General features: G+C 37.8%; 24 protein-coding genes. 12 read left to right on the top strand and 12 right to left on the bottom strand.

The annotated features are described in order from the left end of the window. Positions 1-314: 314 nt before the first annotated feature. Positions 315-977: a ComF family protein gene (locus tag ACY10D_RS02045; protein ID WP_486999141.1), complete on the top strand. Its 663-nt coding sequence runs from the start codon at positions 315-317 to the stop codon at positions 975-977. On the opposite strand, the gene udk is transcribed toward ACY10D_RS02045, so the two are convergent. The 9 genes from udk to ACY10D_RS02000 all read right to left on the bottom strand — a co-directional run bounded on the left by udk (position 968) and on the right by ACY10D_RS02000 (position 11,485). Beyond that, complete coding sequence (gene udk / locus ACY10D_RS02040) at positions 968-1,621, bottom strand: uridine kinase (RefSeq protein WP_192484846.1); 654 nt, start codon at positions 1,619-1,621, stop codon at positions 968-970. The genes ACY10D_RS02045 and udk overlap by 10 nt on opposite strands. A gap of 204 nt (positions 1,622-1,825) precedes the next feature. Then, positions 1,826-3,205 carry an aldehyde dehydrogenase family protein gene (locus tag ACY10D_RS02035; protein ID WP_486999140.1) on the bottom strand — a complete coding sequence of 460 codons (1,380 nt, stop codon included), beginning with the start codon at positions 3,203-3,205 and terminating at the stop codon, positions 1,826-1,828. Positions 3,206-3,221: 16 nt separating this feature from the next. After that, positions 3,222-4,004: a sulfite exporter TauE/SafE family protein gene (locus tag ACY10D_RS02030; RefSeq protein WP_486999139.1), complete on the bottom strand. Its 783-nt coding sequence runs from the start codon at positions 4,002-4,004 to the stop codon at positions 3,222-3,224. 266 nt (positions 4,005-4,270) lie between these two features. Beyond that, positions 4,271-4,489, bottom strand: a complete 219-nt coding sequence (gene infA / locus ACY10D_RS02025) for a translation initiation factor IF-1 (RefSeq protein ID WP_117003346.1) — start codon at positions 4,487-4,489, stop codon at positions 4,271-4,273. 164 nt (positions 4,490-4,653) lie between these two features. After that, positions 4,654-5,226 (bottom strand): CDP-diacylglycerol--glycerol-3-phosphate 3-phosphatidyltransferase, encoded by a 573-nt coding sequence (gene pgsA, locus ACY10D_RS02020; RefSeq protein WP_192484844.1) that lies wholly within the window; start codon positions 5,224-5,226, stop codon positions 4,654-4,656. A 68-nt stretch (positions 5,227-5,294) separates the two neighbouring features. Next, entirely contained in the window at positions 5,295-5,750 is a 456-nt protein-coding gene (dut, locus tag ACY10D_RS02015; RefSeq protein ID WP_486999138.1) for a dUTP diphosphatase, read from the bottom strand. Between the two features lie 8 nt (positions 5,751-5,758). Beyond that, positions 5,759-6,811 (bottom strand): glutamine-hydrolyzing carbamoyl-phosphate synthase small subunit, encoded by a 1,053-nt coding sequence (gene carA, locus ACY10D_RS02010; protein ID WP_486999137.1) that lies wholly within the window; start codon positions 6,809-6,811, stop codon positions 5,759-5,761. A gap of 93 nt (positions 6,812-6,904) precedes the next feature. Then, positions 6,905-8,368: a peptide MFS transporter gene (locus tag ACY10D_RS02005; RefSeq protein ID WP_486999136.1), complete on the bottom strand. Its 1,464-nt coding sequence runs from the start codon at positions 8,366-8,368 to the stop codon at positions 6,905-6,907. 177 nt (positions 8,369-8,545) lie between these two features. Then, positions 8,546-11,485: a COG1361 family protein gene (locus ACY10D_RS02000; RefSeq protein ID WP_486999135.1), complete on the bottom strand. Its 2,940-nt coding sequence runs from the start codon at positions 11,483-11,485 to the stop codon at positions 8,546-8,548. 306 nt (positions 11,486-11,791) lie between these two features. Between ACY10D_RS02000 and ACY10D_RS01995 the strand changes: the two genes are divergently transcribed. Next, positions 11,792-12,868, top strand: coding sequence for a baeRF10 domain-containing protein (locus ACY10D_RS01995; protein ID WP_486999134.1), 1,077 nt, complete (start codon positions 11,792-11,794; stop codon positions 12,866-12,868). 151 nt (positions 12,869-13,019) lie between these two features. Next, complete coding sequence (locus tag ACY10D_RS01990; protein ID WP_486999133.1) at positions 13,020-14,453, top strand: oligopeptide:H+ symporter; 1,434 nt, start codon at positions 13,020-13,022, stop codon at positions 14,451-14,453. Positions 14,454-14,705: 252 nt separating this feature from the next. Here the strand turns inward: ACY10D_RS01990 and ACY10D_RS01985 are convergent, their stop codons facing one another. Further along, complete coding sequence (locus ACY10D_RS01985; protein WP_486999132.1) at positions 14,706-15,752, bottom strand: FUSC family protein; 1,047 nt, start codon at positions 15,750-15,752, stop codon at positions 14,706-14,708. A 119-nt stretch (positions 15,753-15,871) separates the two neighbouring features. On the opposite strand from ACY10D_RS01985, the gene ACY10D_RS01980 reads away from it, so the two are divergent. The 4 genes from ACY10D_RS01980 to ACY10D_RS01965 all read left to right on the top strand — a co-directional run bounded on the left by ACY10D_RS01980 (position 15,872) and on the right by ACY10D_RS01965 (position 19,839). Further along, the gene (locus ACY10D_RS01980; protein ID WP_486999131.1) at positions 15,872-17,218 is read left to right on the top strand and encodes an SLC5/6 family protein; all 1,347 of its coding nucleotides are present in this window, start codon (positions 15,872-15,874) and stop codon (positions 17,216-17,218) included. A gap of 65 nt (positions 17,219-17,283) precedes the next feature. Continuing rightward, a complete protein-coding gene (gene ispB / locus ACY10D_RS01975) occupies positions 17,284-18,255 on the top strand; it encodes an octaprenyl diphosphate synthase (protein ID WP_486999148.1) in 972 nt (323 codons plus the stop codon). A 13-nt stretch (positions 18,256-18,268) separates the two neighbouring features. Then, on the top strand, positions 18,269-18,727 hold the full coding sequence (locus tag ACY10D_RS01970; protein ID WP_486999130.1) for a YcgN family cysteine cluster protein: 459 nt from the start codon (positions 18,269-18,271) through the stop codon (positions 18,725-18,727). A 20-nt stretch (positions 18,728-18,747) separates the two neighbouring features. Further along, the gene (locus tag ACY10D_RS01965; protein WP_486999129.1) at positions 18,748-19,839 is read left to right on the top strand and encodes a DSD1 family PLP-dependent enzyme; all 1,092 of its coding nucleotides are present in this window, start codon (positions 18,748-18,750) and stop codon (positions 19,837-19,839) included. Here ACY10D_RS01965 and mutT read toward each other — a convergent pair. Beyond that, the gene (gene mutT, locus ACY10D_RS01960; protein WP_486999128.1) at positions 19,810-20,229 is read right to left on the bottom strand and encodes an 8-oxo-dGTP diphosphatase MutT; all 420 of its coding nucleotides are present in this window, start codon (positions 20,227-20,229) and stop codon (positions 19,810-19,812) included. The two genes, ACY10D_RS01965 and mutT, sit on opposite strands and share 30 nt — an antisense overlap. 32 nt (positions 20,230-20,261) lie before the next feature. Here mutT and ACY10D_RS01955 point away from each other — a divergent pair, with 32 nt between their 5' ends. The 5 genes from ACY10D_RS01955 to ACY10D_RS01935 all read left to right on the top strand — a co-directional run bounded on the left by ACY10D_RS01955 (position 20,262) and on the right by ACY10D_RS01935 (position 23,143). Next, positions 20,262-20,399 carry a hypothetical protein gene (locus tag ACY10D_RS01955; protein ID WP_203250212.1) on the top strand — a complete coding sequence of 46 codons (138 nt, stop codon included), beginning with the start codon at positions 20,262-20,264 and terminating at the stop codon, positions 20,397-20,399. Continuing rightward, entirely contained in the window at positions 20,392-20,802 is a 411-nt protein-coding gene (ruvX, locus tag ACY10D_RS01950) for a Holliday junction resolvase RuvX (RefSeq protein ID WP_486999127.1), read from the top strand. The genes ACY10D_RS01955 and ruvX overlap by 8 nt, the downstream gene beginning before the upstream one ends. A 64-nt stretch (positions 20,803-20,866) precedes the next feature. After that, positions 20,867-22,438, top strand: a complete 1,572-nt coding sequence (gene purH, locus ACY10D_RS01945) for a bifunctional phosphoribosylaminoimidazolecarboxamide formyltransferase/IMP cyclohydrolase (RefSeq protein WP_486999126.1) — start codon at positions 20,867-20,869, stop codon at positions 22,436-22,438. 81 nt (positions 22,439-22,519) lie between these two features. Next, positions 22,520-22,756, top strand: a complete 237-nt coding sequence (locus tag ACY10D_RS01940; RefSeq protein ID WP_486999125.1) for a type II toxin-antitoxin system Phd/YefM family antitoxin — start codon at positions 22,520-22,522, stop codon at positions 22,754-22,756. Next, entirely contained in the window at positions 22,757-23,143 is a 387-nt protein-coding gene (locus tag ACY10D_RS01935) for a type II toxin-antitoxin system VapC family toxin (RefSeq protein WP_486999124.1), read from the top strand. It abuts the gene before it with no gap. Between the two features lie 43 nt (positions 23,144-23,186). Here the strand turns inward: ACY10D_RS01935 and ACY10D_RS01930 are convergent, their stop codons facing one another. Further along, the gene (locus tag ACY10D_RS01930; RefSeq protein WP_486999123.1) at positions 23,187-23,630 is read right to left on the bottom strand and encodes a hypothetical protein; all 444 of its coding nucleotides are present in this window, start codon (positions 23,628-23,630) and stop codon (positions 23,187-23,189) included. Positions 23,631-23,719: the final 89 nt, after the last annotated feature.

Genomic DNA, 23,719 nt, shown 5'->3' with positions numbered 1-23,719 from the left:
TACGTTTACGCGCCATCTCAGACTGGTGGTTGCAGTACTTTTTATAACCTTCTGCAAATTTAGTCCATCTCGAGGTATTTGTTGTGTTTGATATGCCCATTGTTATTCTCCTTGATTCTTTATTTAATGATTAACATCTACCATTAATCACGCCATTGATTGAATTTTACACTTATCTTGGCAGAATAGATGTTTCATCAGAGTATTCTGCAGTATCATTTTTGATACATGATCAGCAACAATGTATATTCCCAAAAATCTGCTTAACTGGGGAGTATGTTGTATAGGATTCATCAAACTAGCTGGAGAAATAAATGTATTTGCGTGATTATGCACATAAGCTTAAAACGATCTTTTTTTTTAGCCAGTGCATTATTTGTCAACAGATTACAGACAAAGGCCTTTGTAATGATTGCCAAGAAGCACTTTCTAAAGAGGCGCATACGAATAAACGCCAACAACTGATGATTAATGGACAACCTATCACCTTCTATGCATTGAATCATTTTGAAGGGTTAACACGCAGATTGCTCTTTTTATTTAAATATCAAAACAATCATATTGCGGGTAATGCGCTAGGGCTATATCTTGCAACAAGCTTTAAACGCTTACATTCACTTGCTGATATTGATTATATCTTGCCTCTGCCAAGCCATCGTTTGCGCTTTGTTGTGCGTGGTTTTAATCAAGCAGAAATTTTAGCAAGACATTTAGCTTCAGTTAATCGGTCCGTTGATCTACATTCGATAAAGCGCCACAAATATACCAAACCCCAAGCCAAATCAAGTTATGAACAACGACAACGCCAAATGCATAATGTCTTTAAACAAAAGCGTGTGATCACAGCAAAGCACCTTTTAATTATTGATGATGTCTATACGACAGGGGCAACCCTTAAGGCGCTTATCACATGTATTCAAAACTTTTCAGACAATCATATTGAAAAAATAAGTGTATTAACACTTTGTCATGCGTGATTATGTCTTAATAACTCACGAACTTTTGAACGAATCACGTCAATCGCAATTTTATTCTTACCACCATGCGGCACAATGATATCAGCATAACGTTTAGAAGGTTCAATAAACTGTAAAAACATCGGGCGTACTGTTTCTAAATACTGTGTCACTACGCTATCGACTGTTCTACCGCGTTCTTTCTGATCACGCACCAAACGACGGATGAAGGATACATCCATCGGCGTATCCATAAAAATTTTAATGTCCATCAGCTTTCGTATATTCTCATCAGTAAACAGCATAATCCCTTCTAGAATCAAAATGCTCGTTTGCGCACTAATCGGCAGCGTTTGACCTTTCACTCGACTATGTGTTGCATAATCATACAACGGTACTTCAATATTTTGACCAGCAATGAGTGACTCTAGATGCTCTTTTAATAAACTGTGTTCAAAGGCATCTGGGTGGTCATAATTCAACCTATCTAGCTGTGCTTTTGATAAATGACTATTATCACGATAGTAATGATCCTCAGATAATACCGTTACTCTTGCAGATTCTAAATCCTCAAGCTCCTCAACAATTGTATTAGATAATAGACTTTTTCCAGAACCGGAACCGCCGACAACACCAATGATGACAATATTTTTATTACTTTGCATCCGCGTACATGATTTGATGAGTTTGTGACATTCTAGCGACTTTTCTAAAAAAAGCAGCAAAATTTTCTGATTGTTATTAACTGGAGTTACATACTTTTCCTATTTCAACACCTCGCCTCGCAAGCTTAAGTAACCCTAGGCTGACGGGATGTTTATAAAACTCATAGTTTTCTCTAAAGTGCGTAACTTCAGTTATTAAGTTTATCATCCAATTAACACCGTTTTAACATTAGCAAGCTCGCGTAATGCCTCTTGTGAACACTCTCGACCATAGCCTGATTGCTTGACACCACCAAACGGTAATGCCGGATGCGAGGCAACACACTGGTTAATAAAACACATGCCCGCTTCAATGCGTTTTTCTGCTACTTCTTTAGCATACTCAATATCTTTGGTAAAAATCGCACTACCTAAGCCATATTTTGAGTTATTTGCAAGTTCAATTGCTTCTTCATCATTGTCCACATAGCTAATCGCAATGACCGGACCAAACAGCTCTTCTTGAAATGCCAGCGTCGATGGTGTGACATCCGTTAATACCGTTGGCGCATAATAGAAACCCTTTGCATTATCTGTTTCCAAGAAATGTCCACCTGTTAATAATTTCGCACCTTGGGCAATACTTTGTTCAATCTGACGATGTAAATTATCACGCAAATCGACCCTTGCCATAGGTCCCATCGTTGTATTCTCTGCTAATGGATCTCCAACAACAACCTCGTCAATCGTATTAAGTACCGCTTGTTCAAATGCCACTTTAATAGATTTATCAACAATCAATCGCTTTGGTGAAATACACACTTGCCCACTATTGAGCATTCTGACATGAACTATCTCTTTAGCAACGCTCTCAACATCAACATCTTTGCGAATAATATAAGCATCGGATCCACCAAGCTCCAATACAGTTTTTTTGCAAACTTCTCCGGCTTCTTTGGCAACAATGCTCCCTGCACGATTGCTACCGGTCAGCGTTACTGCGGCAATATCACGATGCTTGATAATATGCTCAGAATGCGCAAGATCAATGACGACATTTTTTAACAATGGTAATGCTATTGCTTGTGTGAACAACGCTTCAATCGTACACGCTGAGCCAATGACATTCTCTGCATGCTTTAATACGATACCATTGCCAATTAAGATGTTGGGGATTGCTGCGCGAAACACCTGCCAGAAAGGAAAGTTCCACGGCATAATCATATAAATCACACCCAATGGCGCGAAAACACGTTCAGCATTTAACCCTTGATAATTAATCTTTTGTGAGCTTAATATCTCTTTTGCGTGTTCTGCATAATAATCACATAAAAAAGCGCACTTTTTAATTTCAGCGATACTTTCTTTCAATGTTTTGCCCATCTCATTTGTGATTAAGCGTGCATATTGATCAAGATTTTGCATTAATAGTACTTTGATTTTTTGAATATACTCAATACGCTGATCTATCGTGCGATCACGCCATAATAATTGCGCATTTTTGACTTTTTCAATCGTTTGATCTATTTCAGGTAAAAGAAGCACTTGATAGGTATTTAAGTGTTGACCATTACTTGGATTAATCGTTTGATATTCCTTTTTCATACTGTTCTCCTTTTTTCTAAACAAGCATGGTGATGGCAACAATTAGCATCATAATAATATAGATAATTTGTAAATACTTATGTGAAATAAGTGCTGTTACTTTAACACCAATATTAACACCAATCACACTCGGTATCATAGCTACTAAAAAGAATACTAAATTCAAATAACCAATACTATACGGTGGTAAATTATCAGCATGCCAACCAAATAGCACAAAAAAGCCAGACATCACCAAACATAACACCATGGTAATCACCGTTGATGTACCAATTGCTTTGCGGATATCTAAGCCGCATTTTGTTAAAAATGGGACAAAGAAAACCGATACACCTGAGAGCATGGTACACATCCCTGCTAGAAATGCACTTAGTGCTTTTAATGGTAGTGGGGCTTGCCAGATTTTTAATACAACCTTAAGCTTGCGCCACATCCAAATCGCCATAACGATAACAATCAGCGCAAAGATAATCTTGAGATCATTGCTGCTGATCGTGGTCATGAGAAACACACCTAAAACACCACCCAAGAGCACACTTACCATTGCCCAGCGTAGTGTCTGATAGCAAATCTGCTTATATTTATGCTGTTTAAACGTTGCAAAAAAACCTAGTAATACGCTAGAGCTCACACCTGATGCAATCGCAACTTGCATTAAATGGTCATTGGTTGGATAGGCATATTGCATCAATAGATAAAACCCAGGAACATTAATAAGACCAGCACCGCCTCCAAATACACCGGAAACAAATCCAGCTAAAAGTGCCACCAAACAGATAAGTACAATCAGTAAAGTCAAAGTCAAACTCAATTTATACACTCTCTTAACATTATTAAACACCGATAGCGATGTTTTGTTTAAAAAGCAATATTACTTAGGCATACGCTTGTATACAAGCAAGAGCGAATTAAAAGATGATATTTGGACACGCTTACTTTTAAATTATACAAAGGTATAACACTAGAAAGCGAAAAATATAATACTTAATTCGATTAATTAATCATTAAGATAATTATAATGTCCAACAAAGGCGCTTATGATTGGGTATCAGTCTACTGCGACAGCTATTTATTACGGAACTTAATACGACCTTTAGTTAAATCATAAGGTGTCATTTCAACAGTGACCTTATCCCCTGTCAAAATACGAATATAGTTTTTACGCATTTTCCCTGAAATATGTGCCGTAACAATATGCCCATTCTCAAGTTCAACACGAAACATGGTGTTTGGTAATGTTTCAACTACCGTACCTTCTAATTCAATACAATCTTCTTTTGCCATTGCTTGTTTAAATCTCTCTATATCTTCTATATCTTCAACTTTTAGCGCTTTTATAAGCACCCAATAAAATAAGCGTGTGAATCATGCACTATTTTCAAGAAATATTCAACACCTAGTGTTGATCTATTAGAATTTTTCGAGATTTAACCTAATACAGTTGAGCGCTAATCTTTAATAGCACCGCTGGCTTTAATCGCCTTGTAGGCAGCTGATAGATATAACCACATAGAGTAAACCGTTAGAATAACAGCGATATATAATAATATAAACCCTAGAATAACCCAGATATTACCGAGATCTTTTGGCTTTAATAATAAAATAAAAATCGCTGCCATTTGCGCTGCAGTTTTTACCTTACCAACAAAAGAGACCTTAACCACTGAGCGTTGACCAATTTCTGCCATCCATTCACGTAATGCTGACACAATAATCTCACGACAAATAATAATAATCGCAGGTAACGCCACCCATGGATACGGATAAAGTGCAATCAACAGTCCAAGTGCAGTTGCCACCATTAACTTATCTGCAACCGGATCTAAGAAGGCACCAAGCTTTGTCGTCTGCTGAAAGTAACGAGCAAGAAAGCCGTCTAACCAATCAGTTAGTGCTGCTAATAAAAACAAAGTTGCACTAACCCCATGATGGTGCGGAAAAGGCACATAAAATGCCACGACTAAAAAAGGAATAAGCAATATCCGTAGCATGGTTAATATATTTGGTACTGTCCAGATCATCTCTGTTTAATCCTTTTATTGACTGACGCGATTAGTGTAACAAAGCACCTAGCTTGCGACAAGTTTGTTTACACCCCAGTATGACCAAAACCACCCACACCGCGCACGCTTTGACCACCAAATTCTTCAACCGCAACAAAGCTTGCTTGAACCACGGGAACAATAACTAATTGCGCAAAACGCATTAATGATTCAATGGTGATGACATCATTTGATCGGTTCCAACAAGAAACCATTAGTTCGCCTTGATAATCCGAATCAATCAAGCCAACACTATTGCCCAAGATCAGTCCCTTTTTATGTCCCAAACCAGATCGCGGCAAAATCATGCCAGCAAGTCCCGCATTTGCAATATGGATTGCAATACCTGTTGGTATCAACTCACATTGTCCTGGACTTAATTGAATATCTTGCTCAATTGCAGCTCTTAGATCAATCGCTGCAGAGCCTGTTGTACCATATTGAGGGAGTGCGGCAAAAAGTTCAGGTCGTAGTAACTTTAGTTCAATCGTCGTTTGCGTCATATCATCACCTACAGCTGCTCAACAAATCGATCAAAGAGCCATGCCGTATCAACGGGACCCGGTCCCGCCTCAGGATGGAATTGCACTGATGAGTATGGCAACTCTGTGTGTTTAATTCCTTGAATCGTATTATCGTTAAGATTTCTAAACCAAACTTCCCAATTTTCAGGCATCGTTGATTCATCTACTGCAAAGCCGTGGTTTTGTGAGGTTAGATAACTACGGTTACTTCCTTCTAATAAACAAGGATGATTCTGCGCACGATGCCCAAACTTAAGCTTATAGGTTTTCGCACCAATCGCAATACCCATAATTTGTGAACCTAAACAAATGCCAAAAATCGGCTTTTGTGGCGCTTTTGCCATTGCTTCTTTTAATACTTTAGCCGTGCTTTGACAACGCGCTGGATCGCCTGGACCATTTGAGATAAACACACCATCATAAGACTCTTTGGTGTAATCATAATCATAAGGTACACGCTTCAACGTCAAATTAGAATACTCGCATAGATAACGCCAAATATTTGCCTTCATACCACAATCGACAACGATGACTGTTTTGTCACCTGCGCCATGCACAACAGGCTTATCAATCGTCACGTCAGCAACTAAATCAAGATCACTAATATTGGGATACTTTTTTGGCAGATCTTGACCTACGACAATAGCACCTGAAACAACACCATGATGACGCAAGACCTTAGTTAAGGCACGTGTGTCAATATCTGCAATAATTGGTGTATTATATTTTTCGCACCATGCTTGCAATGATGTTTCTCCTTGAACACGCGCATAAAAAGGTGCTAACTCTGAAACGATAATACCCGCGGCATGGATCTGATCAGACTCCCAGTGAGCCTGCCCCTCAACACCATAGTTACCAATCATCGGATAGGTAAAGCAGACAATTTGCCCTTTATATGAAGGATCAGTTAATACTTCTGTATATCCTACCATGCCAGTATTAAATACAATCTCTCCGTAATTAACGCCTTTAACCCATGTCGGGACTTTGCCCTCGAATACTTCCCCGGTCTGTAAAACAAGCTTTGCTGGAATCATGAAAAATCACCTTGATTGAAGTTGACCTATTCTATGAGATGACTCCTCAGATTGCAAATACAGCGCAATAATTTTTAGATGTTTTTAGCTGCTTTAGGCATTTTGCTTTCTGATGAAATACATTACTACAGAGATAATGATCAATACTATACAAGCAATTGCTGAAACTTTGGTAATCGCACCAAAAACATTATAGTAATTACTAGCACTTTTAACTAAAAAGTCACCCGCGGTTTTAACTGTTTCAACACTTGTTAAGGTGGCAATTTCGGCTGCGGCATAATTGGCGATAGATCCGGTGATCAACATATAAAGACCCGCTAGAAAGCCGACCGAACCACCTGGATTTAAGCGTGTGATTTCAGATAATGCAACCGGATCAACAAACAACTCAGCAAAGCCTATCATCAACAATCCAACAATCACCCAAATCATTGAGGCATGACCGTCGGTTGCCGCTGCAATTTTCGCCCCCATCATAATCATAAAAAAGCCAAAGGTTAGAAATAATAAGCCAAACGTAATTTTAAATAACGCGCTTAATCTAACACCTGCTTTGATCAGCCAATACCAAACTTGTGACATAATCACACCACCGATTAAAATCGCAAAGGGATTAATCGATTGGAATGCCGCAGCGGGAATGGTAAATCCATCAAACTCGCGAATGACATTACGCTCAATAAATAAGCTAATCGAGCTACCACCTTGCTGATCAAATGCCCAGAATATCAAGCCAAATATCATAAAAAAGCAAATTGCCAACAATGATCTTTTATCTTTACCATCAAGCTTAATAAATAAGAAAAACAAGAAGTAAAGACTGACGATAACACATGCTAACAATATCCAACCGGCAAATAAATAATACAAAGCAAAGCTAAAAAATACCGCAGCAATTACGATTAATAATACCGTAATCGGCAGCACTTTGATGCTTAATATTCCTTTCTCTTTTAATGCATTCCACTGCGGATCATTACCTGCAACAAAGTGCTTACGCCCTGTTATGAATATCACCAAGCCAATTGCCATGCCAATCGCCGCTAATAAGAAGCCATAATGCCAGCCCCACACTTGTGCCGCCCATGCACATAAAATCGGTGAAATAAAAGACCCAATGTTGCCGCCAACATACATCAATGCAAAGCCACTATCGCGCTTCGTGTGCTCTCTTGAGTATGTTGCACCCAACAAACAAGATACATTGGTTTTAAACAGACCATAACCACAAATAATAAGTGCTAAACCAAAATACAAACCGCCACCATCTAAGCCAAGCACTAGATGTCCTGCCACCATGGTTGCAGCACCCAAAAAGGTTGCCCAGTAATATCCCAAATAACGATCCGCAATCGCACCCCCGATAATAGGTGTGACATAAACAAGTGCTGTATAAGCACCATATAGTGCATAAGCATGATTGTCAGTAAATAATAATTTTTGTGTTAAATAAAGCACCAATAGCGCACGCATTCCGTAGTAACTAAAGTACTCCCAAACGTTAAGCGCAATGGCATAATAAAGTGATTTTGGTTGAGTCTCAATGTGCGTCATGTAAATTCCCTGATAACTAATATAGACCGATAAGCATATCAAAGATTTAATAAAAAACTATTAAAATTATAAGCTGTCACCTATCTTTGCAACATAAGTACAGAAATCACGCATTCATTAAATACCCTATCATAAATCATTTTGTGATTTATGATGGGAATAAAAAGCAAACGTTAACTATTGAACCACTGGATAAGTGTACTGATACCCTAACTGAGTGATCTGATAGCCTTTAGTAAAAGATGGCGACGAATAATTGTGCTCTTGCCACTGACTGTCAACATATTCAAAAAGTGATAATTGATTGTCATCTGAACTACCTTTTTTAATCTTCTCGCCAATGAGCCAGACTGAGTTATCAATAACTTTTAGTTCATTAGCCGTCACTGCTGTTGCTGGGATATCAGTTAACTCGTGGCAATGCATCTCATCACCGAAATGTCCATAATCATAGTCAATATCGCATTGAGCAAGTGTTTTATGCATATGTCCAGCATCAACTAAGGCATAAAAAGACATACTCTCTGGAATCACTTGCACTGAGTCGATTGTCTTGTAATAGTTTGGAAACAAATAAGATGCGGCAGGATGATTAATTATCTGGTCTCCTTCATATTCTGCTGGCTGCGTTTGATAATTAACTAAGCTAATACGATGTTGTGATGAATCCATTTTCTCAGTATCTATAACAGCCAAATAGTCATCATGCTTAAAATAAAGGCTTTGCTCTAAAGGCGTTTCAGATAAGTATAGCGGCGCCATCCCTCCTAACGCATCAATCTTAGTAAATGCATTATTTTTATGATCCACCATATAATGGTTATTATATTGGTCTAACCAAACATGTATATCATCTATCGATTCTACCGCTTCATCTATCGAAAAAACTTCATGCCATGCATAAGTTGAATCTTCAAGCTTGCCAACTAGCATAATAAGCTTGCTAAATGATTTGTCTGATACAAACACATGAATGTCACCTTGATCACTTGTTATTGCTCTAACACCAAGGTAGTTATATTTATTGTCTGGGAAATTTAGGTTAACCCAAGTCCCACTAATATTTTTTAATAACTCGAAATGCTTTTGTCTCTCCCAAGGAGACCCATCTTCAGTTATCACAGCAAGTGTATTATGATCAGAGTCATTCTCTAACCAATATAATTGATCAATTTGACCTGAGCGTAAATATTTTTTAATATTATCAGAATTAACGCCATTATTGTTCATATGATAAAGCTCATAGTATTTCGACATATCTGGCATTTCAACATATAAGGCTTTATATTTTGTGAGATTAAAATCATATGTTTGACCTAGTGCATTAACGGTAAGCTTAGATTGATTTATATCCACATCATTTGGGCTATACATATACAAGGAACAGGATTTGCCTTTTGCCAAGTTTATTATGCCATCATTTACCTCACAGTAATTTGGGCAAAGCTCTGCTGTACACCATGTTGTCCCATAGCTTGAGGTTCCATTAGCACCATTGTATAGCATTACATTCTCAGGCAAGGCATTTCGATCAAGCGTTATATTATCGATCTTTATTTCACCATTATTGGTCAACTTGACAGCCCCCATATTTGACTGTGACGAACCTTCATCCGCTTCAACAATAAGACTAACATCTAAAGATTTGATATAAAACGACTCACTCACTGATGACGCCATATTGTTTGCTTGGTCAATATGCAAAATATATCCACCTGGCATCACATCTTCTGTTGTGTTTATCTTCACTTGACATGAATCACCTGCGACAAGTGTTGTGTTAAAGCAACTCGATGCAGGATCGATCGTTAAACCTGCCACATTTTGATTTTGCTGTGTAATAGTGAAATAAGACATCTCCGGCAAATAGGCACTAAATGGTCCATTATTTGTCACATTAATCTCAAAACTCTCACCTTGTTTTGCCTGCACATCCTCTTCAATGGCAACATTAACTGAGTCGATGATTATCATATTTTGAGCACTTAACTCAACACCACTATCTGTAGCATAGTGAAGCGTCATATATGCAGATTTTGCATAGTCATCAACATGCGCATTATCACTCGCCTTTAAGGTGATATCACATGATGCGTGAGCGGCCAGTGTTTGTTGACAGTTATTATTTTCAATCATCACACTATTATCAGCAATATTATCAAATGTAAAAACACCCATCTGTAAATTAACATCCGTATCATTAGTATATGTTACAGTGTGTATTTCAGGTGATTCAAATGTGACATCATTGCTCTTTACAATTGACGTTGAAACTTTCATATCAATCACGTGATTCTCTTTGGCATTAGCTGCCTCAATAATGATATCAATCGTATCATCTTGATGTGCTTTTAATGTATCTATCGTTTTTTGATCGATAGCTAAATCAAAAGTGACACTGAAATCCTCTCCACTATGCAATTCATCTATTTGCTGAGAAGATAGATTTAAAGCAATATCTTTTAACCACTGCGGTAATTGGATATCCAGTGCATTAATTGTTACTGATGAATTATTATGCACATCAATTGTTATCTTTGAACCTGGCTTAAGATAATCACTTGTTTTTGTCGATTGTGATAAATCAATTAAGCGTGAATCATTTTGAGGTACAAACTTTAACACTTTCTGAATATTTAGATCTTCTGCGTTATCGGATGTTTTTACTGATAGGGTTAAATGTTTATCGGTCTCATGATCGACTTGATCATCTAATTTTGCTAGAAATGCAATATTACATTGATCGCCTGCTTGTAGCACTTGACCTTGTCCTTTATCATCAAAGCACGTATTTTGTGGTAAGCTCAAATCATAAGTCAGCTTGACCCCACCTGTTTCAGGTGTCTCAAAACCTTTAATTTCAACAGCTGTATTACTCGTCGTCTTGCCAATAGCGCCAAGCTTCATCTGTTCAACACTAGGATTAGTAACGGTATAAGACAGAACACTTGTTTTACCAGATTGAATCACCTCAGGTGCTTTAATGGCTTCTTGTGCTTTTAGTTGTGCCTTGACTGGCGATGGTGCTGGACTATCACCACCTGATGAACCTCCACCACCACAGCCAATAAGGGCTAATGCAAATAATGATGAGAGATGTTTCAGATTAGATTTCATGTTTGCTCCTGTTGTATTTTGGTAAGAAAAAACCTTTTACTGAGCAAAATGTATCCTAATATTGTGATTGAGGGAAATTTGCTTAGCTTATAGCTATATTAAAACTATTTATGACTGAGATTGCGCACCTTCCCTAAAATGCGTCATTCCAATTCATGCGCCACAATGCCAAGCAGATTCAAAATGATCAGATGATTAATATTACTCAATATGTTCGTTAATCTAATTTTTTTACTTTTTCATTCACAGCACTTCATCTGCTGCTATACTCACATTTGCATTTAACCAAAAAAGGATATGGATATTATGAAATCAAAACTTAACAATGTATTACATACACTGAAAAACTTTATCGCCACTCATGATTATAAAGAAACACCAATACTTTCCGCCTACGTCAATATTGACCCTAGAGATCAAAATAATCAAAAGGCAACGCCTGCTTGGCAAATTGAGCTTAAAAATGAAGACAAACAATTAATGGACACCCTCCCCGCTGATAAATTAAAGCGTTATTGTGTCCAGTCAAAATGGGCTAATACCGAGGAAATGATCATGCAAAGTCTTGAGCCTCGCAACATTAGTGGCAGATCAGTTGCTTTATTCTCTGATCACAATGACGTGATTGAGTTACCCTTGCCCATTCCTACACAGACCAAACTATATTATGGGATACCACAAATTAAGCAGCTGCTTTTTGCTATTGATCAGTATAAAAAATATCTAATCGTTATTCCTTCCGGACATAATGTACGTTTTATTGAAATATTCTTAACACGTGCCAACCATGAATTTTCAATTGAAGTGGAACCTAAACTTGCACAACAATTTGGTCAAAAAGAAGCGGCTATTACTAACTTACAAATGACGCCTGAGCTAGAAAGACGCTTTACCAAAGAAGTTGCTGATGCAATCAATCACTATTTTGCAGAAGATGATGATTGTGAACGTATCATCTTCGGTGGCAATCATCGGCAAGCACACGCGATCGTTAATGCACTACATCATAGTGTACAAGATGCAGTGGTTGCTATTGAGTCTATTGATCACAAAACAAATGCACATGACATTGCAAAAGATCTGCTACCTACCATGGAAGCTTATGAAGCTGAACATGATCTTGAAGCAGTTGAAGAGCTAATCTCTCGTCATAACCGCCGAGGACCTGCCATCATTGAAGCTCAAGATGTTAAACGCGCATTAGCAAATCACAACGTCAAAAAACTTATATTACCATATCCTATTGATTCAAAGCAGTTTGATGAGCTCATAGTTGACGCTGTTGCCGGTGGTGCCAGCATTGAGTTTGTCACAGGAAAAGCCGCTGATCTTCTTAAACAACATGGTGGGATTGGTGCTAAGTTGTATTACTCTCTAAGCTAGGTTACACATTTATGGTAACTATTCAGTAAATTAGACCTTGAAAATTATAAAAGCTTAAATACTTAAGGCAAGTAAGTCTATGTTTTGATTTTACATTACCAGAACTCTAGGTATACTGCCAACCCTTGATTAATTACAACGCAATTATAATATGACAACAACTCAGTTCAAACATCCCAAAGCCTTTTACATCATTTTTATGCTCGAAATATGGGAGCGATTTGGTTACAGCTCTGTAATTTCAATTCTAGCCGTTTTCTTTGTTAAAGAGCTTGGACTTTCCGAGATTAATTCCTTTGTCTTATTTGGCTCTTACTCTGCACTCATCTACTCATTTATCTCATTAGGTGGCTATATTGGCGATAAGATACTCGGCGCTAAGCGCACCATTACACTAGGCCTATTAACCTTGTTATCCGGCTATTTATTGCTAGGATTTGGCACTATCAATACCGTCTATTTTGCAATGAGTCTTGTTTGTATCGGTACTGGTCTTTTTAAATCCAATCCTTCAAGTCTCCTGGCAAAATGCTACGATAAAGATCAGCCTGAATTAATTCATAATGCATTTACACTTTTTTACATGGCTATTAATATTGGTAGTGTACTTGGGATGTTTTTGTCTCCAATTATTAGCGCTAAATTTGGCTTTAGCTATTCGTTTTTAGGAAGTTCCATCGGTATTCTCCTTGCACTTTTTTCCTTCTCTTTTTCACGTATTGGTCTTAAACATATCTCTACAGAGGCAGGTGCCAACCCAGTTAACTTAGTGGCATTGTCTATTGTTATAATAGGCATTATCGTTAGCACATTTATCGTATCTTTCTTATTAAAGAATGTTATTTTTGCGCAAATTGTACTCTGGGGCATGGCCGTCTTTGTCATCAGCTGGTATTTAAGTATCACGATTAAACAATCCGGCAAAGCAAAAACAAGAATGCTACTAGCTGTTATACTAATGTCTGAGGCAATTATTTTTCAAATTTTATACGGACAAATGCAAACTTCGCTAAATTTCTTTGCCATTAATAATGTGACTCACATCCTTCTTGGCTTTAACCTTCAACCACAAAGCTTTCAATCACTTAATCCATTCTGGATTGTTGTTATTAGCCCATTCTTGTCTTACTTCTACGTGAAAATAAAACAAAATGGTGTTAATTTTAGTATTTATAATAAATTTGCTACTGGCATGCTATTATGTGCTTTAGCTTTTCTTGTATTGTTTATTGCTAAATATTTTGCTAATGCCAATTCGATTGTTTCCTCTTGGTGGCTTGTGCTTAGCTATTTTCTACAATCTGCAGGCGAACTTATGATCTCAGCATTAGGAGTAGCTATGGTTGCAGAGCTTGTTCCGGCAAGCATTTCAGGCTTTGTAATGGGTATGTGGTTTGTCTTCTTATCAATTGGTAACTTGTTAAGTGGTTATGTTGCATCAATGATGGCATTACCTGAAGGAAAAATCATCAAATCACAATCATTAGCCATATATTGCGATTCATTTTTAAAAATTGGCTTGTTTGCGCTCGTCGCGGCAATTATTATGTTTATGGCAAGCAAATATAAAAGAAGAATGATTTAATAACTGGAGTTACGCACTCATGTAAATCACCTTAAATTTCTATGTTCATCAAAAGCCTAAGGAATCATATGCTCATTAGCTTTTTAATTTCATTATTAGCCTCAACGGTTATTACTTGGCTTGCTGCGCGCGCTTTATTTCGACTAAATATAAAAAAAGGTCAGTCACTCACCAAAAAGGATCGGTATCTTAACGCCGTTATCTGCGGTTTTGTTTTTTTCTGTGTTAGCTGTTTTATCTATGCACTACTGATTAATAGCGTTTTTCACTAAGAACATTTTGATTCTCTTCAATCATCTGCACTGTATCAATAAGCTTTTTAAATGAGAACATCACAACACTGGCATGACGCAACTCATTCTGAATACTCATTGACTGACTAAACGCTTCAAGCAATCCTTCTAACTTAGTAATGATTTGTTGATACTCGTCCTGATTAAAAACACTCTTTTTAAAACTGACACTCATAACGTTAAAAGCATGATTTATCTCATCATATAACGCCTTAAACGCTGGGTTTTGCTGAAATTTCTCACGTTTTTCAGGATAGGTTTCAATATAATCATAGACAACACTGGTATAGCGATATAACTGTCGCAAATGGCGCGTTATCGCTTTTAATACCTTAAGATCCATATTTGGTTTCTCATGTATTATTTCCTTTTGTAATGCGATTTGCTTTGAAAAATGACTAAAGATTTCAACCAAAACATCATCATAGTCACCTCCAGCAAAAAGTCGATTATTTAATGAAGCAATACAATTAACGGTATCACAAAAGGACTGATTAATGCGTTTATAAGCATGAATAGGAAAAAAGTAGCGGTTAACCATAATCGCAATGGTAATGCCAATCAGCACTTCAAGTGTACGATAACAAGCTGTGGCTAAACTGACATCACTACTAAACAAAATAATTGCAACCGTAACTGAACCCAAAACGCCAGTATAGGTGTATTTAGTAGAGTTTGTTGCCGTAAAGACACCGATTGCAATAATGGCTAGCCCTAATATGAACTGAGTAATCCACATTTGTGGAAAGACTAAAATGATAATAATCGCACATAATGATCCAATTAATGTTCCTAAAAAGCGCATTTTGGCTTTTTCTAATGCTCCCCCTAAGTTTGGCTGACTTGACATGACCACCAGAACAGTAATCACGATCCATGCATACATCTGAGAAATATTAAGCCACTCACCCAATAAGTGCCCCACCAAATAAGCAATAGCACTAGCAACAACTGCCTTTAATGCATTGATCAATGAATAACGTTTACTATAAAGCAAATTGGTCATCGCAATAAACCTCCCTTAAGTGTTATGTAAACAGTATAGCGCTAAATATTGCACGGTTTTAGATGACAAGCAAAATGTTATTGTTATCATAAGCTTATTTTCTAATGACTGGAATTAATATGAACCCAACTACAACGATACGTTCAGCACTCTACGCTTTAAGCATTGTCGCTGCTAGTATTGGCGTGTTTGTCTATTGGCAGATCAGTAGCTATCCAAAAGCATTCAATAATATTGCCTTTGTTTTTGCGTATGCAGTTATGCTGATACTAATTAGCATGCCACTTTTTGTCTCTGAAACCATCTCTGGATTCTTAAGTAAAAAGCCGCTTACAGGGAGTCTGCATTTTGCTGCACGTTCACAGCGCTTACGCTTTATTGGTCTCTTATCAATGGTGCTTGCAGCGATTTTACTAATTATGGTGATCGCACGTATATCTGTGACAAGCTCAAGTCTTGTCTATACCAGCTTTTGGTATACGACGCATTCAGCGGAGAAAACTCTGCATCTTATTGATAACTATACTTTACTGATTGGTATTATTTTTAGCGCCATTATTGTGATCATTATTGGCTTCTCACAAGCACGCGAGCGTTTTTTGAAATTAAGCTCAGCCTTTGCCACCCTTGGTCTTGCCTGTTTAATTGGGCTATTTATCATGAATGCAGTAACCTTTAACACTAGCTTGACAACGAGTGCTTTTTTCACACCTAATTTTCATTTACTGGCATCAATAGATGTCTGGGAGTCAGCATTAAGCCTTTCGCTCTTTTCAGGACTCATTGGCTTAGGGGTTAACTCGGTACTCGGCACGTATTTCAATGCGCAATGCTCTATTCGACGCTTTAGCTGGTCGTTTGTCATTGGCAGCATTATAACCGTAATCATCATTATGTTGATGCAAAGCTTATATACCAATAGCAGTCGATCCGCTTCTGATGTATTAGGTTTTCAATATGCCTATACACTCAACTTATTAGCCTTTGGCATGTTCTTCTTCTGCTTACTAACAACCGCTATCTTGCTGTGCCAAACCTTTAAAGGCTTAAACACTTCAATCACAAAGCATAAGTGGTATGTTTATCTGCCGTTTTTTATCTTGCTTTTAGCTGCTTCAATCATCTATCAACACCTATTAGCAGACAAGGTACACGACATCATTCAATCTGAGCTTATCATTAGCCTTATCCTTTTTATTGCTTATCTTGAGATTCTTATTTTCGGTTGGATTTGCGATGCGCAGAAATTAAGTTACCAATTACATAAAGCAACAAAAATCAAACTCTCTGCACTCTATAACTTAAGCTTGCGTCTAATTGCGCCAAGTGCCATTTTGACGGTTTTTGCCCACAAAATACTAAGCATTTTTGTCACTATGCATTGGTTCTCCATCGTTGGCACTTTTATTTTATCGCTTATTTTTACCGTCATTCTTGGTAGTTTTTTACATCGCAAGTTCCAGTAATCCGCTTGACCTTAAAAGCAATGACAATTATCCTCAACGACTTACTTGAAGATCAAATCATAAAAATGTTAACACTTAAGCAAATTCAACAGTTATCAACAGATGACATCAGCAACAATAATCAGGTCATCATTGACCAATTAAGTTCCGATGTCGTTTTAATTAATCAAATTAGCCAATACATTATCCATAGCGGTGGTAAACGTTTGCGCCCATTGCTACTAATGCTTGTCGCTCGCGCCCTTGGTTACAAAAGGCAAGAGCATACTAAAGCCGCAGCTATTATTGAATTTATTCACACAGCAACCCTGTTACATGATGATGTAGTTGATGAATCTGAGTTGCGTCGTGGCAAAGAGACTGCCAATAATGTCTTTGGCAATGCTGCTTCAGTTCTAACCGGTGATTTTCTTTACTCGCGTGCCTTTCAGATGATGGTTGAGTTAAATCAAATGAAAATTATGCAGATCTTAGCAGATGCCACCAATAAAATCGCTGAAGGAGAAGTATTGCAGCTGTTAAACTGCAACAATCCGGATATTACTGAAGAGCAATATATGCAAGTTATTTATTGCAAAACCGCAAAACTATTTGAAGCGGCTTGTGATGTTGCCAGTGCTCTAGCAGGTGCCAATAATAGTGAGCAAGAAGCATTACATCAATACGGTGTGCATCTTGGTAATGCATTCCAGATTGCAGATGATGTCCTTGATTATATTGCCGATAGTGAGACACTTGGCAAAAACATTGGTGATGATTTAGCTGAGGGCAAAACAACATTGCCTGTGATTTATGCACTGAAAAATGCACAAACTCAAGATCAAATACTTATTCGTCAAGCGATTGAGCAAGGCCACCATCCTGAGATGGCAAAGATTATTGACATTATCAAACACAGTGGTGCGATTGAGTATGCTGTTAGCAAAGCGCAACAAGCCGCTCAATCAGCGATTGACTCGCTAGATATACTGACTGAATCTGAATATAAAAATGCACTGATTGCACTAGCGCATATTGCTGTTGAACGTACACACTAAAAACTAAAAAACTATGTCTTCTAAGTCTTTACGTGATCATTTCTGGCACTTATATCCATTAAAAGCATTAAACGACGCTGAATGGGAAGCGCTTTGCGATGGCTGTGGTTTATGTTGTCTACATAAACTGCAAGATGATGAAACCGATGAGATCTATTACACCAAAGTTGCCTGCAAACTTTTAGATTGCAGCACCTGTCAATGCACAAACTACCCCAAGCGCAAACAACTTGTACCTGATTGTTTGCAACTGGATTTATATCACCTAAAACATGCCCAACATTGGTTACCTGAGACTTGTGCCTATAAGCGCCGTTATCATGGTAAAGCTCTACCTGATTGGCATCCATTGATCACCAAAGATAAAAACAGCGTTCATAAGGCAAGCGCTTCAGCTTGTGATTTTGCCATTTCTGAGAATGACATTCGTGGCGATTTGGAAGATTATTTGCTTACTAATTCGATTAAATAATGTAAAAGATGGATTAAATTATGATTGGACAACATAAATCAACACTAAACACCCCCTGCCTTGTGATTGATAAAGATAAACTTCTGCAAAACATCAATGATATGCAAGCTTTTGCGCTTAAACATCACAGGTCCGTGCGCCCTCACGCCAAAACGCATAAATGTACTGAAATTGCCAAATTGCAAAAACAACAAGGTGCCATTGGCATATGTGCAACCAAGGTTAGTGAAGCACTTGTTTTGGCTGAGCATGGCATTACGGGTATTTTGATCACCTCCCCTGTTGTTACAGATAATAAACTTAATATGCTGAGCAAGGTGTGCCAACTGGCGCCAGACACTATGGTTGTGTGTGATTCATTTACAAATGCCGAGCATTTAAACCAATTAGCTTTAAATCACTTAAAGCAAAGTATGAATATTATCGTTGATATCGATGCCGGCATTGGGCGCACAGGTGTTTCTTTTGAGCATGCTATCGCATTGGCACGACACATCAATGAGTTATCACACCTGAATTTAAAAGGCATTCAATGCTATGCAGGTCATTTTCAACATATCACTGACTATAACAAACGCCAAGAGGCTTCTTCATTACTGCTTAAAAAAGCCGGTGAGATTAAAGCGCAAATTGAAGCACAAACAGGACGTAAAAACCTTATCCAAACCGGATCCGGTACGGGTACTTATGACATAGATTGTAATGTTCAATCGGTCACGGAAATTCAACCAGGCTCATATACCGTAATGGATAAAGAGTATTTTGATATCGAATCAATCAATAGTTTCCTGCCAGCAATGACGCTTTTAAGCACAGTCATCAGTGCAAATCATGAGACACATGTCACTGTTGATGCCGGACTTAAAGCACTCTATAAAGATCCTACCAAGCCACAGATTATTAGTCATGATGATCTTTATTATGACTGGGACTACTTTGGTGATGAGCATGGCAAAGTTACTGGCAAAGTGCTGCCTAAGCTTGGAGACATCATTGAAATGGTGGTACCACATTGCGATCCAACCATTAATTTATTTGATCAGTTTTATATTACAGAAAATGATATTGTTACCGATATCTGGTCAATTAATTTGCGTGGTAAAAGTCAATAAATATTGCTTGAGTGTCTCAATAATCTCTTGATTTGCTTCGGGCATTATTTCGGCATGGAGCTTATCAATATTTACCCATTTCCCCTCTTGCCCTTCTTGAGGTGCAATTTCTCCTTGATATTGCGTAATCACAAAACAGCGAAGCTCAACGGATTTATGTTGATAGTGATGTGTCTTAACCAACAATGTTTCACACTTTGTGACATCAATGCCAACTTCCTCTTTAAGCTCGCGCTTAAGTGCATTATGTGGTAACTCTTGAGCTTCAAGTTTGCCGCCTGGAAACTCCCAAAGTCCGGCTAAATCCTGAGTTGATTTGCGCTTAGTTAAAAAAACTTGATTTTTTTGGTCATTTAATATGACTCCAACAGCAACTTTGATTAAAATCATCGCTAATAAACAAACACTTAAATAAATCAAACATGCCATATAGCTTAACAAAGCAATCTTTAATTGCCATGCCTAATTTGCAAGTTAATGCCTTTGAACACCCTGTTATCGTTATGCGTGAAGAGAATGACAAAGGTATCATCGGCTTTATGAGGTTTGGTCATGCTTAAATTAATCGGCCTTGATTATGGCAAGTCACGCATAGGAATTGCCAGTGGGCAGATGATCACCAAAACGGCTACACCAATTGCAACCATTGCCGCGAAACAAGGCGAGCCTGAATGGCATGAGCTTGATAAGATTATTAAACAATGGCGCCCTAGTGATATTATTGTAGGGCTTCCGATTGATGCTAAAGATCAAGAAACCAAGATTACTGAAGAAGCACGTGTATTTGCGCAAAAGATTGAGCTTAGATATCAAAAGCCCGTGCATTTAATCTCAGAGACTTTCTCAACGCGTGAGGCGCGTTGGCGTCTAGAGGAAGTACAAAACAAATCAAATCGACACCTTAAAGTCGACGCATTTGCCGCTTGTGTTATTTTAGAGACCTGGATGAACGAGCAAGGTTGATCTATACCGCTTATCTGATATACAATCACTTCGCTTTTAACGTACTCTTTTGGAGCGAAATCTCGTGAGATCAATTAAACGCGCTTTGCTTAGTGTTTCTGACAAAACAGGGATTGTTGACTTTGCCAAGCAACTGCAAAAACTCAATATTGAAATATTATCAACCGGCGGCACTGCCAAGCTATTAGCAGATGCCAATATTCCCGTGATTGAAGTGTCTGATTACACGGGCTTTCCTGAGATGATGGATGGACGTGTCAAAACGCTGCACCCTAAAATCCATGGTGGACTGCTTGGCAGACGCGATATCGATCAAGCGGTTATGCAGCAACATGATATTCCAAATATTGATTTAGTTGTTGTCAATTTATATCCATTTAAACAAACGATTGAAAAACCGAATGTCAGTTTCAGCGAAACGATCGAGAACATTGATATTGGTGGTCCGACAATGTTGCGCTCAGCGGCAAAAAATCATCAAGATGTTACCGTTATTTGTGATCCTAATGACTATAGCGACATTACACAAAAGCTCAATGACAATCATGGTGCTTTAGACTTTGCGACACGTTTTAATTTAGCATGTAAGGTCTTTGAACACACCGCCCAATACGATGGCATGATTGCTAATCATTTGAGCACATTAAACCCAACAACTGGTGAGAAAGAACAGAGCTTTCCAAATACAATCAATCTGCAGTTTAACAAAGCCGAAGTGATGCGCTATGGTGAGAACCCACACCAGCAAGCTGCCTTATATATTGAGCCTGACTATCCTAATGCGTCAGTAGCACAAGCAACACAATTACAAGGCAAAGCATTATCTTATAATAATATTGCTGATACTGATGCCGCTTTACAGTGTGTCAAAAGCTTTGACTTACCTGCTTGTGTTATTGTTAAACACGCTAATCCTTGTGGTGTTGCAGTGGCAAGCTCATTAACCGAAGCCTATCAAAAAGCCTTTCAAACCGATCCAACCTCAGCCTTTGGTGGCATTATTGCCTTTAATCAAAAGCTTGATGCAACAACTGCACAAACGATCATTAACCAACAATTTGTTGAAGTTATTATTGCCCCTGAAGTGGATGACTTGGCACTTAAAGCACTCTCAGCTAAGCCCAATGTGCGTGTGTTGGCTTGTGGTTATGATCAAAAGCCAAATGTTGCTGAGCTTGAATTGAAGAAAATTGAAGGTGGATTGTTAGTCCAAGATAAAGACATTTATCAGCTAGATCAAAATGAATTAAAGATCGTCACTCATAAAGCGCCGACTGATGAACAGTTACAAGACCTGTTATTTGCTTGGAAAGTCGTTAAATTTGTCAAATCAAATGCAATTGTGTATGCAAAAAGCAATATGACGGTTGGCATCGGTGCTGGCCAAATGAGTCGCGTATTTAGCTCTAAGATTGCCATTGAAAAAGCGCATGATGCTAACTTAAGCATCGAGCATTCAGTGATGGCATCAGATGCCTTCTTCCCGTTTCGTGATGGCATAGATGCCGCTGCCAAATCAGGGGTAAGTGCTATTATCCAACCAGGTAGCTCCATGCGCGATCAAGAGGTCATAGACGCTGCTAACGAGCATGGTATAGCTATGGTGTTTACTGGCATTAGGCATTTTAGGCATTAAATAACAAACACTTGGACAAGCAGGGAATATTCAACTATATTAGCAAAAGATCAAATGGATAACTTAATTTAGCGAGGTCTTATGCATCATATTTATGGTATTGGCGATGCCAAACAAAACTTCCCCAAGCTGATTAATTTAGTATTGACCTCTGGTGAAGAAATTTTAATTACACGCGACAAAAAATTAGTCGCTAAAATTATTCCTGTGGCAAAGAAAAAACGCGTTATTGGAAAACTCTCTAACACAGCATATTACATGGCTGAAGATTTTGATGCGCCCAATGATGCTATTGACCAACTCTTTTATGGTGAATAAATGTATTTACTCGATACTCATTATTTAATTTGGCTATTATATGAACCTCAAAAACTCTCAGCCAAATTGACTAAAATCATTGAAAATACTGATAATGATATCTTTTTCAGTGCAATGAGCATCTTTGAAATCGCCATTAAGGAGTCTATTGGCAAACTCAAAGTTGTTCCTGATTTTACTAATCATCTTGAAGAATCCGGATTACAATCTTTACCTTTTCTAGCTGATCATGCCAATTGGTTACGCACGTTAACACTCAATATCCACAAGGATCCATTTGATCGTGCTTTAATCGCTCAATCGGCTGTCGAAGGCATAAGCTTAATCACTCAAGATCGACTGATTTTAGAATATAGCAATGTGCTTCGTCATATTAAGGATTTGTGATCAATAAAGTACGATATTCCCACGAAAAGTAGCATTGAAAATTTTAATCATTCGTTGGGTATACAAAAATCGTTAATAGCTCTTGGTAAATTCTATAAAAGCAAAAAGCTGTTCCTGTGACTATTGGAAAAACCAAAAGGTATTTTCCAATTTCAATTTCTATTCCCAACAGAGTGATTGTAAATATATGATTTGGAATTATAAATAATAAGATAACACAAAACACTTCCCAGTGGAGTGAGTGACGATAAAAATCTCGCAGCCTGTGAAGTTCCGTTTGATAAACTTTAATTCTACGATCATATAGCATCTTTTTTAAAGGTGAAGTAAATAAAATAGCTAAAGCAGTAATTTTAAACCCAATCATAATAGATAAGAATGTAATAATATCTGAATAATTTTGATAACTCGGGTTAATACAGAAAAAACCTAGCACAAATGCAATAATTAGTATGCCAACAAAAAGTAAACGATCTGTACTTTTCATAGCGCTTCAATATGGGAGTGTTCATAAAACTGTGTCAATTTAAATTTAATATTGATGTAGTGTGTTATTGCTAGAATAAACAGAGCAAC

Source organism: Cysteiniphilum sp. (assembly GCF_057495195.1).
This window is presented reverse-complemented; position numbering and strand designations above follow the sequence as displayed.

What these genes read in the sequence shown, in the direction of transcription:
- ACY10D_RS02045 (WP_486999141.1), top strand. Translation starts at nt 315, where the DNA reads ATGTATTTGCGTGATTATGCACATAAGCTTAAAACGATCTTTTTTTTT.
- udk (WP_192484846.1), bottom strand. Translation starts at nt 1,621, where the DNA reads ATGCAAAGTAATAAAAATATTGTCATCATTGGTGTTGTCGGCGGTTCC.
- ACY10D_RS02035 (WP_486999140.1), bottom strand. Translation starts at nt 3,205, where the DNA reads ATGAAAAAGGAATATCAAACGATTAATCCAAGTAATGGTCAACACTTA.
- infA (WP_117003346.1), bottom strand. Translation starts at nt 4,489, where the DNA reads ATGGCAAAAGAAGATTGTATTGAATTAGAAGGTACGGTAGTTGAAACA.
- pgsA (WP_192484844.1), bottom strand. Translation starts at nt 5,226, where the DNA reads ATGATCTGGACAGTACCAAATATATTAACCATGCTACGGATATTGCTT.
- dut (WP_486999138.1), bottom strand. Translation starts at nt 5,750, where the DNA reads ATGACGCAAACGACGATTGAACTAAAGTTACTACGACCTGAACTTTTT.
- carA (WP_486999137.1), bottom strand. Translation starts at nt 6,811, where the DNA reads ATGATTCCAGCAAAGCTTGTTTTACAGACCGGGGAAGTATTCGAGGGC.
- ACY10D_RS02005 (WP_486999136.1), bottom strand. Translation starts at nt 8,368, where the DNA reads ATGACGCACATTGAGACTCAACCAAAATCACTTTATTATGCCATTGCG.
- ACY10D_RS02000 (WP_486999135.1), bottom strand. Translation starts at nt 11,485, where the DNA reads ATGAAATCTAATCTGAAACATCTCTCATCATTATTTGCATTAGCCCTT.
- ACY10D_RS01995 (WP_486999134.1), top strand. Translation starts at nt 11,792, where the DNA reads ATGAAATCAAAACTTAACAATGTATTACATACACTGAAAAACTTTATC.
- ACY10D_RS01990 (WP_486999133.1), top strand. Translation starts at nt 13,020, where the DNA reads ATGACAACAACTCAGTTCAAACATCCCAAAGCCTTTTACATCATTTTT.
- ACY10D_RS01985 (WP_486999132.1), bottom strand. Translation starts at nt 15,752, where the DNA reads ATGACCAATTTGCTTTATAGTAAACGTTATTCATTGATCAATGCATTA.
- ACY10D_RS01980 (WP_486999131.1), top strand. Translation starts at nt 15,872, where the DNA reads ATGAACCCAACTACAACGATACGTTCAGCACTCTACGCTTTAAGCATT.
- ispB (WP_486999148.1), top strand. Translation starts at nt 17,284, where the DNA reads ATGTTAACACTTAAGCAAATTCAACAGTTATCAACAGATGACATCAGC.
- ACY10D_RS01970 (WP_486999130.1), top strand. Translation starts at nt 18,269, where the DNA reads ATGTCTTCTAAGTCTTTACGTGATCATTTCTGGCACTTATATCCATTA.
- ACY10D_RS01965 (WP_486999129.1), top strand. Translation starts at nt 18,748, where the DNA reads ATGATTGGACAACATAAATCAACACTAAACACCCCCTGCCTTGTGATT.
- mutT (WP_486999128.1), bottom strand. Translation starts at nt 20,229, where the DNA reads ATGATTTTAATCAAAGTTGCTGTTGGAGTCATATTAAATGACCAAAAA.
- ACY10D_RS01955 (WP_203250212.1), top strand. Translation starts at nt 20,262, where the DNA reads ATGCCATATAGCTTAACAAAGCAATCTTTAATTGCCATGCCTAATTTG.
- ruvX (WP_486999127.1), top strand. Translation starts at nt 20,392, where the DNA reads ATGCTTAAATTAATCGGCCTTGATTATGGCAAGTCACGCATAGGAATT.
- ACY10D_RS01940 (WP_486999125.1), top strand. Translation starts at nt 22,520, where the DNA reads ATGCATCATATTTATGGTATTGGCGATGCCAAACAAAACTTCCCCAAG.
- ACY10D_RS01935 (WP_486999124.1), top strand. Translation starts at nt 22,757, where the DNA reads ATGTATTTACTCGATACTCATTATTTAATTTGGCTATTATATGAACCT.
- ACY10D_RS01930 (WP_486999123.1), bottom strand. Translation starts at nt 23,630, where the DNA reads ATGAAAAGTACAGATCGTTTACTTTTTGTTGGCATACTAATTATTGCA.